This is a genomic window from Streptomyces sp. NPDC002092 (assembly GCF_053593775.1).
On the sequence record NZ_JBSFDG010000005.1, the window covers coordinates 478061 to 494593 of the forward strand.

At 71.0% G+C, this 16533-nt stretch carries 10 protein-coding genes and 1 pseudogene; 7 read left to right on the forward strand and 4 right to left on the reverse strand.

Annotated elements, in window-relative coordinates; translation table 11 throughout:
- Positions 1 to 4: 4 nt before the first annotated feature.
- Positions 5 to 2236, forward strand: coding sequence for a bifunctional glycosyltransferase/CDP-glycerol:glycerophosphate glycerophosphotransferase (locus ACWCRD_RS14795; protein ID WP_450966205.1), 2232 nt, complete (start codon positions 5 to 7; stop codon positions 2234 to 2236).
- Between the two features lie 13 nt (positions 2237 to 2249).
- Here ACWCRD_RS14795 and ACWCRD_RS14800 read toward each other — a convergent pair whose 3' ends face one another.
- A complete protein-coding gene (locus ACWCRD_RS14800) occupies positions 2250 to 2663 on the reverse strand; it encodes an organic hydroperoxide resistance protein (protein WP_344402943.1) in 414 nt (137 codons plus the stop codon).
- Between the two features lie 123 nt (positions 2664 to 2786).
- On the opposite strand from ACWCRD_RS14800, the gene ACWCRD_RS14805 reads away from it, so the two are divergent.
- The 4 genes from ACWCRD_RS14805 to ACWCRD_RS14820 all read left to right on the forward strand — a co-directional run bounded on the left by ACWCRD_RS14805 (position 2787) and on the right by ACWCRD_RS14820 (position 8187).
- Entirely contained in the window at positions 2787 to 3278 is a 492-nt protein-coding gene (locus ACWCRD_RS14805; protein WP_450966206.1) for a MarR family winged helix-turn-helix transcriptional regulator, read from the forward strand.
- A 1618-nt stretch (positions 3279 to 4896) separates the two neighbouring features.
- Complete coding sequence (locus ACWCRD_RS14810; protein WP_450966207.1) at positions 4897 to 6180, forward strand: glycosyltransferase 87 family protein; 1284 nt, start codon at positions 4897 to 4899, stop codon at positions 6178 to 6180.
- A gap of 75 nt (positions 6181 to 6255) precedes the next feature.
- Complete coding sequence (gene galE / locus ACWCRD_RS14815; protein ID WP_450966208.1) at positions 6256 to 7236, forward strand: UDP-glucose 4-epimerase GalE; 981 nt, start codon at positions 6256 to 6258, stop codon at positions 7234 to 7236.
- Positions 7237 to 7245: 9 nt separating this feature from the next.
- Positions 7246 to 8187: an ADP-ribosylglycohydrolase family protein gene (locus ACWCRD_RS14820; protein WP_450966209.1), complete on the forward strand. Its 942-nt coding sequence runs from the start codon at positions 7246 to 7248 to the stop codon at positions 8185 to 8187.
- A gap of 2 nt (positions 8188 to 8189) precedes the next feature.
- On the opposite strand, the pseudogene ACWCRD_RS14825 reads toward ACWCRD_RS14820, so the two are convergent.
- Positions 8190 to 8646: pseudogene (locus tag ACWCRD_RS14825) on the reverse strand (response regulator transcription factor).
- Positions 8643 to 9269 carry a TetR/AcrR family transcriptional regulator gene (locus ACWCRD_RS14830; RefSeq protein WP_450966210.1) on the reverse strand — a complete coding sequence of 209 codons (627 nt, stop codon included), beginning with the start codon at positions 9267 to 9269 and terminating at the stop codon, positions 8643 to 8645. Before ACWCRD_RS14830 ends, ACWCRD_RS14825 begins: the two are co-directional and overlap by 4 nt.
- Positions 9270 to 9513: 244 nt before the next feature.
- Here ACWCRD_RS14830 and ACWCRD_RS14835 point away from each other — a divergent pair, with 244 nt between their 5' ends.
- Both ACWCRD_RS14835 and ACWCRD_RS14840 read left to right on the forward strand, forming a co-directional pair.
- Positions 9514 to 10431: an ABC transporter permease gene (locus ACWCRD_RS14835; RefSeq protein ID WP_232652744.1), complete on the forward strand. Its 918-nt coding sequence runs from the start codon at positions 9514 to 9516 to the stop codon at positions 10429 to 10431.
- On the forward strand, positions 10406 to 11230 hold the full coding sequence (locus ACWCRD_RS14840; protein ID WP_450966240.1) for an ABC transporter ATP-binding protein: 825 nt from the start codon (positions 10406 to 10408) through the stop codon (positions 11228 to 11230). The genes ACWCRD_RS14835 and ACWCRD_RS14840 overlap by 26 nt, the downstream gene beginning before the upstream one ends.
- Before the next feature lie 66 nt (positions 11231 to 11296).
- Here the strand turns inward: ACWCRD_RS14840 and ACWCRD_RS14845 are convergent, their stop codons facing one another.
- The gene (locus tag ACWCRD_RS14845; RefSeq protein WP_450966211.1) at positions 11297 to 16243 is read right to left on the reverse strand and encodes an NAD-glutamate dehydrogenase; all 4947 of its coding nucleotides are present in this window, start codon (positions 16241 to 16243) and stop codon (positions 11297 to 11299) included.
- Positions 16244 to 16533: the final 290 nt, after the last annotated feature.

Genomic DNA, 16533 nt, shown 5'->3' on the forward strand with positions numbered 1-16533 from the left:
ACCCGTGCCCCGCTTCAGCATCATCGTCCCCGTCTACAAGGTGCAGGGCTTCCTGCGCGAGTGCATCGACTCGGTGCTCGGGCAGTCGTACCCCGACTTCGAGGTGATCGCCGTCGACGACCGCTCGCCCGACGGCTGCGGCGCGATCCTCGACGAGTACGCGGCACGCGACGAGCGGGTGCGCGTGCTGCACCTGCCCAAGAACGTCGGCCTGGGCCGGGCCCGCAACGCCGGGCTGGCCGAGGCGCGCGGCGACTACGTCCTCTTCCTCGACAGCGACGACCACTACACCCCGGGCCTGCTCGCCGCCGTCGCCGACCGGCTGAAGTCGGCCGAGGACCCGGACATCCTGGTCTTCGACCATGTACGCACCCACTGGTGGGGGCGGGGCGGCCCGAGCGACGCCTCCGCCCTGCTGGCCGCCGCGGGCCAGGACGTCTTCAGCCTCCGCGAGAGCCCCGAGTACGTGCAGCTGTTCCTGGTCGCCTGGAACAAGGCGTACCGGAGGGCCTTCTTCCAGGAGCACGGGCTGCAGTACGCGTCCGGTCTGTACGAGGACGCGCCCGTCACCTACCGGTCGATGGTGCTGGCCGACCGCATCGCCTGCCTCAACCGGATCGGCGTCGAGTACCGGCAGCGCCGGCAGGGCGCGATCACGAAGACGCCGGGGCGCAGGCACTTCGACATCTTTCCGCAGTACGAGGGCCTGTTCGCGTTCCTGGAGGAGCGCGAGGACCTCGCCTGGGCGCGGCCCCTGCTCTTCGAACGGGCCCTGGACCACATGCTGTTCGTGATCGCCCGCGAGGACCGGGTGACCCCGTCGGACCGCTCCGCCTTCTACCGCGAGATGCGCTCCTTCCACCGCCGTCACTGCCCCGAGGACTTCACCCCGCCGGACGGCCCGCGCGGCACCGAGATGCGGCTCCTGGCGGGCTCGCCCTACCTGTCGTACGCGGCCCTGTGCGGGGCCCGCGGTCTGCGCAGGATCGCCGGGGCGGGCAAGCGGCGTACGCTCGGCAAGGCATCGGCGGTGGTCCAACGCACCTGGTACGCAGCCCAGTCGCGGCTCCCCCTCGATCCGCGCCTGGCCGTCTACTCGGCCACCCACCATGCGGGCGTGCACGGCGACCCGGCCGCGATCCATGCCAAGGCCCGCGAACTCGCGCCGCACATCCGCGGGGTGTGGGTGGTGAGGGAGGACGCGGTGGACTCGCTGCCGCCGGGCACCGACTATGTGACGCCGGGCTCGCGGGAGTACCACACGGTCATGGCGCGGGCCACGTACTGCGTGAACAACGTCAACTGGCCGGGCTCCCTGGCCAAACGCCCCGGCCAGATCCATGTGCACACCCACCAGGGCACACCGCTCAAGTACATGGGTGCCGACCTGTTGACCAAGCCGGGGGCTCGGCACGGCTTCAGCGTGCCGAAGATGCTGCACCGCGCCGACCGCTGGGATCTGAGCCTGGTCGCCAACCGGCACTCCGAGCTGGTGTGGGACCGGGCCTATCCGTGCCACTTCACCTCGCTGCGGACCGGCAGCCCGCGCAACGACGTGCTGGTCGAGCAGCCTGCGGAGCACGGTGCGGCCGTGCGTGCGCGGCTCGGCATTCCGGCCGGGAACACGGTCGTGCTGTATGCGCCGACCCGCCGCGACTACCGCCGGGGCGGGCACGTCGACCGGATCGACCTGGCCCGGTTCGCCGCGGACCTCGGTGCCGGGCACACCCTCGTCGTACGACTGCATCCCACCCTCGCCACCGGTACGGCGCGCGGGCTCGGCCTCGCCGATCTGCACGCACGCGGCGTGCTCGTCGACGCGACGGACGAGCCGCACGTCGAGGACCTGATGCTCGCCTCCGACGTGCTGGTCACCGACTACTCGGCCCTGATGTTCGACTACGCCAACCTGGACCGGCCGATCGTGATCCACGCCGACGACTGGGGTGCGTACGCGGCGAGCCGGGGCGCCTACTTCGACATCACCGCCGAGGCGCCGGGCCATGTGTCGCGCTCCTACCGGGAGCTGGCCTGGCTGTTCGCCTCGGACACCTGGCGGGACGAGGAGTCCGCGGGGCTCAGGGCCGCCTTCCGGGAGCGGTTCTGCGAGTTCGACGACGGGCGGGCCGCCGAGCGGGTCGTACGGACGGTGCTGCTCGGTGAGCAGCTGCCGGCGCCGCAGACGGCCGCCGTGGTGCCCGCTCCCGCGGCGGAGCGGGCGCACTCGCTGAGCTGACGGCTGGTCGGCCTTACTCGATGACGAGGTCGACGTCGATGTTGCCGCGGGTCGCGTTGGAGTACGGGCACACCTGGTGGGCGGTCTCGACCAGCTTGCGGCCGGTCGCCTCGTCCACGGTGTCCGGCAGCTCGATGCGGAGGGTGACCTTGAGCCCGAAGCCCTCGCCCTGCTTGCCTATGCCCACCTCGGCGGTGACCGCGGCGTCGCTGACGTCGACCTTCGCCTGGCGGCCGACGAGGCCGAGGGCGCTGCCGAAGCAGGCCGCGTAACCCGCGGCGAACAGCTGCTCGGGGTTGGTGCCCTCGCCGTTGCCGCCGAACTCCACCGGCGGGGCCAGCTTGACGTCGACCTTGCCGTCGTTGGTGAAGGCGCGACCGTCACGGCCGTGGGTGGCGGTGGCGACAGCGGTGTAGAGCGCGTCCATGGATGACCATCCCTCTCGAAGTCGTGTTCCGGCGGCCCCTCTGGCGGCCGCCTCACGACCACAAGTAGAGCACACAATTCAATTGCACACAACTAAATGGCTCACAAGAGCTATCCTTGATGCATGACGACCGCGCCCGACACCCCGACGACTGACTGGCTCCGCCTCGACCAGCAGATCTGCTTCTCCCTGAACGCCGCCTCGCGCGCCTTCGGCGGCATCTACCGGGTGATCCTCAAGGACCTCGGCCTCACCTATCCGCAGTACCTGGTGATGCTGCTGCTGTGGGAGCACGGCGAGCTGCCGGTCAAGAAGCTGGGCGAGCATCTGCGGCTCGACTCCGGCACCCTGTCCCCGCTGCTCAAGCGGCTGGAGACGGCCGGTCTGGTACGGCGTGAGCGCAGCGCCCGCGACGAGCGCTCGGTGGAGGTCCGGCTGACCGACGAGGGCGCCGCCCTGCGCGATCAGGCGGTTCAGGTACCGCGCCGGATCGTCGCGGCGACGGGCTTCGACGTGGAGGAGATCCGGGAGCTGCGGTCCCGGCTCGACGAGCTCACCCGGGGGCTGGACGCGGCCACGGCGGCGGAGGCCGAGGCAGCGGAGCGGCGGACGTAGAGGAGGAAGGTCACCCGGCCGCTGACGTATCTCTCGCGGGCGGTGAACTGCTCCTCCACGACGGCGAGTTTGACGCGCTCGGTCGGGTCGGCCGGCGGCAGTCCCGAGCTCAGCAGCCTCGACTGGGCGACGACCCAGACGCGGTCCACTCCGACCAGCTTGCGCCGCAGCTCCTGGGGTGTGGTCTCGATGCCGCTCAGCGTCCCGGACCGGGGCCCGGACTCCCGCAGCGCGATGTCCCGGGCCCTGCGGAACGCCCTCGGATAGGCCAGCGCGGTCAGCCGCCAGTTCGACGGCAGGAACAGCACCGGATCGCCCGGACGGATGTCCCGGGCGGCCCGGGCGGCGACGGCCCCGAGGTTCTCGGGGCGGTGCGCCGGGGAGCGGTCCTGCCGGTAGAGCGGGAGGCACTGCACGAAGGCGAGCGCGACGGCCAGGACGCCGGTGAGGGTGCCGAGCCGGCCGTAGGGCAGGCGGTGCCTGGTCCACCGGCGGTCGTCGCAACGGGTGCGCACACGACTACCGCCGAGCCGCAGGCGCCCCACCACCCCGGCCACCCGCTCGGCACCGGCGGCGGCCAGCAACGGCGCCCCCGCCAACGCGTACAGCACATACCGCTCGTGAAACAGCGGCCGGATCTGCGACACGGCGATCAGGAGCGCCGGGGGCAGCACGAGCAGCGGGAGTGCCACCGCCGCCGGCCGGCCCGCAGCCAGCCCCAGCACCATCAGCGCGACGGCCACCCAGAACACCACCCCGTCCGGGGCGAAGGCGAAGTCCCGCACCAGCAGTCCCGCCTGCTCCCACCCGGGTGTCACCAGCCACCCCACCTGCCCCGCCTGCTCGTGCGACACCCACACCAAGGGCAGCAGAAGGACCCCCACCAGCCCCGCCGCCCGCCCCCAGCCCAGCCACACCGGCTTCGGCACCCGCATGAGCGCCAGCGTCAGCGCATGCGCGCACAGCACCAGGACGACCAGTTCGTGCAGCAGACAGGTCATGGCGAGGACGCCCCCGTACCAGCGCCAACCGTGCCGCGAGCGCCCCTCCACCGCGCGCACCAGCAGCAGTGTCGCCGCCGCCACGCCCGCCGCGACGAGTGCGTACGAGCGCCCTTCTTGCGCATAGTGGCCGGTCATGGGGGTGATCGCGTACAGCAGCCCGGCCCACAGGCCGACCCGGGGACGGACCAGCCGTACACCGAGAGCCGCGACCAGGCCGGCGGCCGCGGCGGCCCCGAGCACGGACGGCAGCCGGAGGACGACCTCACCGGGGTGGACGGCGAGGACGACGTGCATGAACAGGTAGTAGAGGCCGTGCACGGCGTCCAGGCCGTGCAGCAGCTGCCAGATCTGGGGCACCGTGCGCCGCCCGACGAGGAAGGTGACGCTCTCGTCGCCCCACATGCCGCCGCGGTCGAGTCCCCACAGACCGATCACGAGTATGACGACGGCGGGAACCGCCACGGCCACGATCTCCGCACGCACCCACCGACGGTTCGCCCGCCCCGCGTCCTCGCTCAGCACACGGCTGATTTTCTCCCGTGGAAAGGCTCTTACCGAGCATTGACGGTGTATTAGCAGGCATACACCATACGCCCGGCTTACGATCCGCCGTGATGAACGCCGTGACGAAAGCCGTGATGTCCGCAGCCGGAAAGCGCCGGCTCCTCGCCCTCGCCGCCGCCTGGCTCGCCACCCGGGCCCTGATGCTGTGGCTGCTCGCACACGACGCGGCGCCCCGGCTCGGCGGGGGCTCGGTCGCACGGGAGGTGTGGCACCTCTACCACGACTGGTACGGCACCCTCGCGCACGGCGCCTTCCCCGCGCACGACCCGCTGTGGCAGTACCCGCCGGGGGCCGGCGCGGTGCTGCTGTCGCCCGCGCTGCTGGCGGGCCTGACGTACTTCCAGGCGTTCGTCGTGCTCACCCTCGCCGCCGACGCGGGGATCGCGCTGGCGCTGGCCGTGGCGGGCAACCGCCCCGGCCGCAGGCTCCTCGGGGCCGCGATGTGGGTGGGCGGCCTCCCGCTTCTCCTGCACGTCCCGCTCGCCCGCTACGACGTGCAGGTCACGGCCTTCGCCGTCATCGCCCTGTTGACCTTGCCCCGCTCCACGCGCGCGTGCGGGGTGTTCGCGGCGCTCGGCGCCCTGGTGAAGGTGTGGCCGGCGCTGGTGCTGCTGGGCACGCCGAGGGGGCGTACGACGCGTTCGGCGTGGGCGTGGGCCGCCGTCACCGGGGCGGGGTCGCTCGCGGTCCTCGCGGCGCTGTTCGCCAACCCCTTCGCCTTCCTGCGCCAGCAGGGCGGGCGGGGCGTGCAGATCGAGTCGCTCGGCGGTACGGCGCTCGCCTTCGCGACACACGCCGGGTGGCCGGGGAAGGTGCGCTACCAGTACGGCGCCATGGAGTTCACCGGCCCGCACGTGCGGACCGTGGCGCACCTCTCCCTCGCGCTCACGGCGGTCGCCTTCGCACTGCTGCTCCTGTGGCGGCTGCGGGCCCGGCGCTGGACGCCCGCGACGCCGTACGACGCCGCGCTGAGCGCCGTGCTGCTGTTCACCGTCACCAGCCGGGTGATCAGCCCGCAGTACATGATCTGGCTGCTGGGCCTGGCCGCCGTGTGCCTGACCTCGCGGCACACCGTGCAGCGCCCGGTGGCCGCCCTGGTGCTGGCCGCGACCGCGCTCAGCGCCGTCGCCTATCCGGCCCTGTACGGCCAGGTCATCGCCTGCACCTGGACGGGCTGCGCACTGATGCTCGCCCGCAACGGGCTGCTCGCCGCGGCCGCCGTGCTGTCCCTGGTCCGGCTGTGGCGCTCCACCCGCCCGACGCCCGTGACCCCGGCACCCACGCCCGGACCGGAGCCGGTCACCCGCCGCCTCCCCCAGCACTCCGACGCGTAGCAATCGCCGACGGCACTCCACCACCTGCTTCACACCGCACCACCACGGGCCAACTGACGAAGGGGACGGCCGCACATGACCTGGCTGATCACCGGCGGCGCCGGATACATCGGGGCGCACGTCGTCCGCGCGATGATCGAGGCGGGCGAGCGGACCGTGGTGTACGACGACCTGTCGACGGGCGACGCCGAGCGCGTGCCGCGGGGTGTGCAGCTGGTGGTGGGATCGACGCTGGACGGCGAGCGGGTCGCGCGTGCCCTCGCGGTCCACGACGTCAGCGGGGTCATCCACCTGGCGGCGAAGAAGCAGGTGGGCGAGTCGATGGACCTGCCGCTGCACTACTACCGGGAGAACGTCGAGGGCCTGCGCGTCCTCCTGGAGGCGGTGACCGGGGCCGGCGTCCCGTCCTTCGTGTTCTCGTCCTCCGCGGCGGTGTACGGCATGCCGGACGAGCCCCTGGTGACGGAGGAGACACCCTGTCTGCCCATGTCTCCGTACGGTGAGACGAAGCTGGTCGGCGAATGGCTGGTCAGCGCCACGGCTCGCGCGACGGGCCTGTCCACCGCCTGCCTCCGCTACTTCAACGTGGCGGGCGCCGCCACCCCCGAACTCGCGGACACGGGCGTCCACAACCTGATCCCCATGGTTTTCGAGAAGCTCACCGCCAACGCACCGCCGCGCATCTTCGGCGACGACTACGAAACCCCCGACGGGACCTGCGTCCGCGACTACATCCACGTCGTCGACCTGGCCGAAGCCCATGTGGCAGCCGCCCGCACGCTCCAGTCCTCACCGGGCCGCCGCCTCACCCTCAACATCGGCCGCGGCGAGGGCGTCTCGGTCCGCGAAATGATCGACCGCATCAACGCCATCACCGGCTACGACCGCCCCCCGACGACCACCCCCCGCCGCCCGGGCGACCCGGCCCGAGTAGTCGCCTCCGCAGACCGCGCCGCCACCGAACTGTCCTGGAAGGCCAAACACGACGTCCAGGACATGATCACGTCAGCCTGGGAGGGCTGGCTACGAACCCATCCGGAGGCGGCGCGCCGCTAGCCTGTCCGGGTGATCACCGCCGCCGACCGCGCCCTGGGCACCGTCATCGGCTCCGCCGTGGGTGACGCCCTGGGCGCCCCGTTCGAGTTCGGCCCGGAGGGAGCCTTCTCAGCCCGCTTTCCCGAGCCGGGGCTGGGCGGCGAGATGTGCGGGGGCGGTGGCTGGGACCCCGGCGAGGCGACGGACGACACGCAGATGGCGGTCCTCGTCGCCGAGTCGCTGCTGGAGCAGGGCGGCCTCGAACTCCCGGACATCTTCGCCAGATTCCGGCGCTGGGCGGCTGCCGACCCGAAGGACATCGGGCTGCAGACAGAAGCCGTACTGACCAGCGGCGACCCCTGGGACCTGGCCGCGCCCCTGCACTTCCAGACCAGCCAACGCGCCGCCGGGAACGGGGCGTTGATGCGGGCCGCCACCTCCGCCGTGTACTTCGCGCACGCGGGCCGGGACGCGACGATGGACGCCGCCCGCCGTATCGCGGCTCTCACCCACGGGGACCGCGCGGCCTGGGAAGGCACCGCGGTCTTCCACGAGCTGGTGCGTGTCGCCCTGGCCGGCGGCGACCCGACCGCCGCCGTCCCCGACACGCTCACGGCGGTCCACCCCGACCACCGCGCCCGCTACGCCTCGGTGCTCGCTCCCGACTGGCATCCCGACCTCGCCACGGAATTCAACGGTGCCGTCTGGCCCTGTCTCGCCTCCGCCGTCTGGGCCCTGCGCACCACCCGCTCCTACGAGGCCGCCGTACGCGTCGCCATCGACCTGGGCGGCGACACGGACACCGTCGCCGCGGTGACCGGCGGGCTCGCGGGAGCCGTGTACGGCATGAGCGCGATCCCCGAACGCTGGACCGCCCCGCTGCACGTCCCCCTGCCCGGCTTCGGCGGACGGGTCCTGCGCACCCCGGAGTTGGCGGCCCTCGCCCGGCGGCTGCACGGCCGGAAGGCCTGAAGTCACTGGTTGTTCAGGTACGTCAGCACGGCCACTGCCCCGCGGTGGCCGCTGTCGCTCGGGGGCAGGCCCAGTTTGAGGAAGACGTTGCCGATGTGCTTGTGGACCGCGCGTTCGGTGACGACGAGGGTCTTGGCGATGGTCGCGTTGTCGCGGCCCTCGGCCATCAGCGCCAGCACCTCGCGCTCGCGCAGGCGTGAGCGAGTCGAGCGGAGCGCCGTACCACCGGCGGCAACCCGCTCCAGCGCGTCGAGGAACCCGTCGACCCGACCCACCCGGTCCTTGAGCACATAGCCGAGCCCGCTCCACTCGTCACGGAAGCCGGGCGGCATGCGCACATCGAGCACGGCGGCGTCGGGGCGGTGTTCCAGGAGCGCGGGCCAGGACCTCGCGCCCGGCGGAGGTCAGCAGCAGGACGAGGCCCTCGGCCACCGGCGGCCAGGGCCGCACCCTACTCACAGCGCCTTGAGTGCCTCCGCGGTGGCCCGCGCCAGCCCCGCCAGGTAGTCCTTCGGCAGCTTCGGGCTGCGGATCACCACCGAGCGCCAGTAGAGGGGGCCGGAGATCAGGTCGAGCGCCAGGTCCTCGTTCAGCCCCCCGCTGACCTCACCGCGCCGCGCCGCAGCCAGGATGATCTTGAGGGCCACACTTTCCTGCCCCTCGCGCAGGGTCTTCTGCATGGCTTCGGCGATCTCCGGGTTGCGCGCCGCCTCGGCCTGCAGGTCCGGGATGATCTGCGAGGCCACAGGGTGTCTCAGGGCGCGCGAGGTGACCTCGTACAGCAGCCGCAGATCGCCCTCCAGGGAGCCCGTGTCGGGCGTCGGCAGGCCCAGCACCGCGAGCGCCGAGACGACATCGAGGACCAGGTGCAGCTTGGAGCGCCAGCGGCGGTAGACCGCGGTCTTGCCGACGCCCGCGCGGCGCGCGATCCCCTCGATGGACATCCGCGCATAGCCGACGGCCGCGAGCTCCTCGAAGACGGCCGCACGGATGGCTTCCGTCACGTCCTCCCGCAGTACGGCCGCCCCCGCGGGGGCTCGGCGGCGCGGACGCGTCCGGGGCTCCTCGGCGTTCGTCGTCATGCGGACCAGCATAGGGGCGTTGCGACGAAACGGTTGCGTCGTTACGGCCCGACTCGACGCACACGTTACGACGAAACGGTTGCGTTCCGACGTCGACGTGTCCTACGCTCGCGTTGCGACGATACGGTCTCGTCTCGACGTAAGAGAACGTGAAGAGAAACGTAAGGAAGCGCCGGAGACCGGACCGTCCGGCCGGCGGGCCGGACGACGCCAGCACCCCCTCCCCCGAGTGAAAGCAGCGGATGTGAGCCAGGTCCTCGACACACCGCCCCCGACGCCGGCCCCGGCCGACGACGACCTCGCGGCCCTCGCCGCCCGCCACGGCCTCTCGGTCAGCGGCGCCCGCCCCTCCCTGCCCGAGTACGTACGGCAGCTGTGGGCCCGGCGCCACTTCATCACGGCGTTCGCCACGGCCAAGCTCACCGCGCAGTACGCGCAGGCGAAGCTCGGCCAGGTCTGGCAGGTCATGACCCCGCTGCTGAACGCGGCGGTGTACTACTTCATCTTCGGTGTCCTGCTCGGCACCAAGCGGCACGTGCCGGACTACATCCCGTTCCTGGTCACGGGCGTGTTCATCTGGACGTTCACCCAGAGCTCGATCATGGCGGGCACCCGCGCGATCTCCGGCAACCTCGGCCTGGTCCGCGCGCTGCACTTCCCGCGGGCCGCGCTGCCGATCTCCTTCTGCCTCCAGCAGCTGCAGCAGCTGCTGTTCTCGATGGCCGCGCTGGTCGTCATCCTGCTCTGCTTCGGGGTGCCGGTCGCGTTCTCCTGGTTGCTGGCGTTCCCGGCACTGGTCCTGCAGTTCACCTTCAACACCGGCATGTCGTTGATCATGGCCCGGATGGGCGCCAAGACCCCGGACATCGCCCAGCTGATGCCCTTCGTCCTGCGCACCTGGATGTATGTGTCCGGTGTGATGTGGAGCATCGACAAGCTGGCCGGCAAGCACAGCGGCCTGCCGCACTGGGTGGAGCCGGTGCTCCAGGCCCAGCCGGCCGCCGTCTACATCGACCTCATGCGCTTCGCGCTGATCGACAGCTTCCACGCCAAGCAGTTGCCGCACCATGTGTGGCTGTACGCGGCCGGTTGGGCCCTGCTCGCCGGAGTCGGCGGCTTCATCTACTTCTGGAAGGCTGAGGAGACGTACGGCCGTGGCTGAGCACAGCATCGAACGCATCCCCACCGTCGTCGCCGACGGCGTCGACATCGTCTACCGGGTCAACGGCACCGGCGCCGGGCGCGGCTCCGCGACTGCCGCCCTCAACCGCATGCTGCGCCGCCGGCAGACCGAGAAGGCGGCCGGCGTACGCACGGTGCACGCCGTCAAGAACGTCTCCTTCGTCGCCTACAAGGGCGAGGCGGTCGGTCTGATCGGCACCAACGGCTCCGGCAAGTCGACCCTGCTGAAGGCGGTCGCGGGCCTGCTGCCGGTCGAGAACGGCCACATCTACACCGACGGTCAGCCCTCCCTCCTCGGCGTCAACGCGGCCCTGATGGGCGATCTGACCGGCGAGAAGAACGTCTACCTCGGCGGCCTCGCCATGGGCATGTCCCGCGAGGAGATCAGGGACCGCTACGAGGGCATCGTCGACTTCTCCGGCATCAACGAGAAGGGCGACTTCATCACCCTCCCCATGCGGACGTACTCCTCCGGCATGGGCGCCCGGCTGCGCTTCTCCATCGCCGCCGCCAAGGACCACGACGTGCTCCTCATCGACGAGGCGCTCGCCACCGGCGACCGGTCCTTCCAGAAGCGCTCCGAGGAACGCATCCGCGAACTGCGCCAGAAGGCGGGCACGGTGTTCCTGGTCAGCCACAACAACAAGTCCATCCGCGACACCTGCGAACGCGTGCTGTGGCTGGAGCGCGGCGAACTGCGCATGGACGGCCCGACCGAGGAGGTCATGGCGGCGTACGAGGAGTTCACCGGCGGCGCGGACAAGCCGAAGGCCGCCTGAACACCGCCACCGAAGCGAGGTGCCCCGAGCCGGTCGGCTCGGGGCACCTCGTTTTCGTACCGCCTGCTACGAGTGCGTCCGCAGCAGGGTGCGCATCGTGCGCATCGCCACCGACAGGTTGGCGAGGTCGAACGTCTCCGAGCTCTGGATCTCCTCCAGGGTCGTGCGCGCCCGGCCCAGGATCGCCGCGTTCTTCTCCTCCCAGGCCTTGAAGCGCTGCTCGGGAGTCGAGGTGCCGTTGCCCACCGCCAGGACGTCCGCGGTCAGCGCCGCGTGCGCCGCGTACAGATCCTCACGGATGGAGGCGCGGGCCATGGACTGCCAGCGGTCGGCGCGCGGCAGTTCGATGATGCGGTCCATGAGCTGGGTGATGTGCAGCCGGTCGGCGAGGTCGTAGTACACCTCGGCGACGTCCAGCGGCTCCTTGCCCATGCGGTCGGCCACCGAGACGATGTCGAGCGCCGGGAAGGCGGAGGAGAACCCGGCCACGCGGGTGGCGAGCTCGTCCGGGACGCCGGCGCCGGTCAGCTCGTCGTGGATCTGCTGCCACCACTCGAGGTCCGCGCCGCGCAGCAGCTTGGTCAGCTGCTGCCAGACCTGCTCGACGCGCTCGCCGAAGAAGTCCACCGTCTCCGCGAGCTGCAGTGGCTGCGGCCGGTTGTTGAGCAGCCAGCGCGTGCCGCGCTCCACCAGCCGGCGCGAGTGCAGCCGGATACGGGTCTGGACGGCGGCCTCGACCCGGTTGTCCAGGCCCTCGACCGCGTCCCACACCGGTGCCGAGCAGAAGATCGCCCGGGCCGCGGTCTGCGCCCGCACGATCTCCTCGAGGGAGGCGCCGGTCTCCTCGCGCAGACGGTGCAGATAGGTCGTACCGCCCGTGTTGACCGTGTCGTTGACCAGGACGGTCGTGGTGATCTCGCGATGCAGCGGGTGACCGTCGATGCGGTCGGCGAACGTCTCGCGCAGGGCCGTCGGGAAGTACGCGTGCAGCAGACCGCGCAGATACGGGTCGTCCGGCAGCGAGGTGTGCAGCAGCTCCTCGGCGACCGTGATCTTCGTGTACGCCAGCAGGACGGCCGTCTCGGGGCCGGTGAGGCCCTGGCCGGCGCTGAGGCGCTCGCGGATCTGGCGGTCGGTCGGCAGGAACTCCAGCGCCCGGTCCAGATGCCCCTCGCGCACCAGGTGGCGGATGAACCGCTGCTGGGCGTGGAGCATGTCCTTGGACTGGGCCAGGGCGTTGGCGATCGCCGTGTTCTGCGCGTAGTTGTTGCGCAGGACCAGCGCGCCGACCTCGTCGGTCATCTCGGCGAGGATCTTGTTGCGCTGCTTGACGGTCATGTCGCCGTCGGCGACCAGGCCGTTGAGCAGGATCTTGATGTTCACCTCGTGGTCGGAGGTGTCCACGCCCGCGCTGTTGTCGATCGCATCGGTGTTGATCTTGCCGCCGTGCCGGGCGAACTCGATCCGGCCGAGCTGGGTCAGACCCAGGTTGCCGCCCTCGCCGACGACCTTGACCCGCAGGTCGGCGCCGTCGACCCGGATCGGGTCGTTGGCCTTGTCGCCGACGTCCGCCTGGCTCTCCGTGCTGGCCTTCACATAGGTACCGATGCCGCCGTTCCACAGCAGGTCCACCGGGGCCTGGAGGATGGCCTTCATCAGGTCGGCCGGGGTCATCTTGGAGACCTTGCCCTCGATGCCGAGGGCCTCGCGGATGTGCGAGTTGAGCTGGATGGCCTTGGCGGTACGCGGGAACACGCCGCCACCGGCGGAGATGAGCTCGGCGTTGTAGTCGGCCCAGCTGGAGCGCGGCAGCTCGAAGATACGGCGCCGCTCTGCGTACGAGGTGGCCGCGTCCGGGTTCGGGTCGATGAAGATGTGCCGGTGGTCGAAGGCGGCGACCAGGCGGATGTGCTCGCTCAGCAGCATGCCGTTGCCGAACACGTCACCGGACATGTCGCCGATGCCGACGACGGTGAAGTCCTCGCTCTGCGTGTCGACGCCCAGCTCCCGGAAGTGCCGCTTGACGGACTCCCAGGCGCCGCGGGCGGTGATGCCCATGCCCTTGTGGTCGTAGCCGGCCGAGCCACCGGAGGCGAAGGCGTCACCGAGCCAGAAGTTGTACTTCTCGGCGACCCCGTTGGCGATGTCCGAGAACGTGGCGGTGCCCTTGTCGGCGGCGACCACGAGGTAGGTGTCGTCCTCGTCGTGCCGCACGACGTCCGCCGGGGGCACGACCTCGCCGGCCACCATGTTGTCGGTGATGTCGAGCAGCGCCGAGATGAACGTCTTGTAGCTGGCGATGCCCTCGGCCAGCCACGCGTCCCGGTCCACGCCCGGGTCCGGCAGCTGCTTGGCGACGAAGCCGCCCTTGGCGCCGACCGGCACGATGACGGTGTTCTTCACCATCTGTGCCTTGACCAGGCCGAGGATCTCGGTCCGGAAGTCCTCACGCCGGTCGGACCAGCGCAGACCGCCTCGGGCGACCTTGCCGAAGCGCAGGTGCACGCCCTCCACGCGCGGCGAGTACACCCAGATCTCGTACGCCGGGCGCGGCGCCGGCAGGTCGGGGATCGCCTGCGGGTCGAACTTCATGGACACGTACGCGTGCGGCTTGCCGCCCGCCGCCTCCTGGAAGAAGTTCGTCCGCAGGGTCGCCTTGATGACGGTCAGGAAGGACCGCAGGATCCGGTCCTCGTCGAGCGAGGCCACCTGGTCGAGGGCCGCGTCGACCTCTTCGAGCAGCGCGTCGACGATCTCGTGCCCGGCCCGCTGCCGGTCCGGGGACATCCGCGCCTCGAACAGCGAGACGAGCAGCCGGGTGGTGTGGACGTTGTTGCGGAGGGTGTCCTCCATGTAGTCCTGGCTGAAGGTGGACCCGGCCTGGCGCAGGTACTTGGCGTACGCCCGCAGCACCATCGCCTGCCGCCAGGTCAGTCCGGCGCTGAGCACCAAAGCGTTGAAGCCGTCGTTCTCGGCCTTGCCGGTCCAGGTGGCGGCGAAGGCGTCCTGGAAGCGCTCGCGGGCGTCGTCGCCGAGGTAGTCGCCGCCGCCGTTCTGCAACCTGGGCATGCGCAGGCCGAAGTCGTAGATCCACGCCGTGGTGCGGTCCGAGCAGCGCAGCTCGTACGGCCGCTCGTCCGTCACCTCGACACCGAGCCGGCTGAGGGCCGGCAGCACCGCGGACAGGGAGACCGCCTCGCCCTTGCGGTAGATCTTGAACCGGCGCTCCTCGGGGGCGGCGCCGACGGGCTCGTACAGACTGAGCGAGAAGTCCTGGCCGCTGTCGGCCTGTGCCTCGCTGAGCTGCTCGAGGTGGACGAGGTCGGCGACCGCGGCACGCGGGGTGTGGTCGGCCTTGTAGCCCTCGGGGAAGGCGTTGTTGTAGCGGCGCAGCAGTTCGGCGGCGCGCTCCTCGCCGCACTCGGCGTTCAGCGCCTCGGCGAAGCCGTCGGCCCAGGAGCGGGCGGCCTCCACCAGGCGGGCCTCGATGCGCTCCTTGTCGGCGTCCGACAGCTGCGGCAGCTCGGTGCCCTGCGGGACCCGGACCACGAAATGCAGCCGGGACAGGATCGACTCGGTGTTCCAGGCGGTGAAGTCGACGCTGGTGCCGCCGAGTTCCTCCTTCAGGATGTCGATGATCCTCAGGCGCACACCGGTGGTGTAGCGGTCGCGCGGGAGGTAGACGAGGGCGGAGTAGTAGCGCCCGTACTCGTCCTGCCGCAGGTAGAGGCGCAGCCGCCGACGCTCCTGCAGGTACAGGACGGAGGTGGCGATGGACTCCAGCTCGCTGGCCGGCGTCTGGAAGAGCTCGTCGCGCGGGTAGGTCTCCAGGATCTGCAGCAGGTCGCGCCCGTCGTGGCTGTTGGGCGAGAAGCCGGCGCGCTCCAGGACCTCCTCGACCTTGCGGCGGATGACCGGGACCCGGCGCACCGACTCGGTGTAGGCGGCGGAGGAGAACAGGCCGAGGAAGCGGCGCTCGCCGACGACGTTGCCGTCCGCGTCGAACTTCTTGACGCCGATGTAGTCCAGATACGAGGGCCGGTGCACAGTAGCCCGGCTGTTCGCCTTGGTCAGGACGAGGAGCTTGTGCTCGCGGGCCTTGGCGCGGGCGTCGGCGGGCAGCCGCTCGAAGGACGGGCTCACCGGGTGGCTGTCGTCCCCGGCGTGGTGCGGGTCGGAACGCAGGATGCCGAGGCCGGTGCCGGGCACTGCGGCCAGCGAGTCATCCTCGCGCAGCTGGTACTCGCGGTAGCCGAGGAAGGTGAAGTGATCGGCGGACAGCCAGCGCAGCAGCTCGCGGGCCTCCTCGATGTCCTGCTCGCGCAGGTCGGTGGCGACGGGCTCCTTGGGCAGTTCGTCGGCCATGCGCAGCGCCGCGTCCCGCATCTTGTCCCAGTCCTCGACGGCCTCGCGGACGTCGGACAGCACACGCAGCAGGTCGGCGGTGATCTGCTTGAGGTCGCCGCGGTCGGTCTCGCGGTCGATCTCGACGTGGATCCAGGACTCGGTGTGCGCGTCGTGCGGCAGTTCGCCGCCCGGCTGCACACTGAGCACCTCGATGAGCTTGCCGGTGACATCCCGGCGGACGACGATCTGCGGGTGGATGACGACGTGGATACCGCGTCCCTGGCGCGTCAGCTCATTGGTGACGGAGTCGACCAGGAAGGGCATGTCGTCGGTGACGACCTCGACGACGGAGTGGCTGCACGTCCACCCGTTCTCCTCCACCGTGGGGGTGTGGACCCGCACGTTGGCCGTGCCCTGGGGGCGATTCTCGGCCAGCCGGTAGTGCGAGAGCGCGGCTCCGAAGATGTCGACCGGGTCGCGGCCGTTGAGGTCCTCCGGGGCGGTGTGCAGGTAGTAGCGCTGGAGGAACGCGAGCACGGTCTCCCGGTCCGGGGTGCTCTCGTCCGTCGTCCCGGTCGGTAGGTGCCCCCCGACCGGGCTGTTCTCAGCTACCCGGGCGGCCCTCTCGAGCAGCTCGGCCTTGGCTTCGTCCAGCTTGGTCTGCATTGTCCTCTGGCTCCTGTCGCGCGCCGTTGCGTGACGTAGAAGGAAGTACGGTCTCTTCCCCTGCGGCTCGACGCCACGGCCCGGGTTCTCCGGTCTGCTCCGACGCTATGCCGCAAGGTGAGATGAGCGGGAAGATATGAGCCATATTTGAGCTGCCCCGAGGGTGTGACGCTGCTCTCCGCAGCGGCCGCGTCCAGGGGGCGAATGGCATCCCGGGAGCCCTTCCGGCCCCCTCCTGCCCGCGAAGACCAGCGACCGCCGCCCGGTCACGGAGATGGTCCGTGCTCGCC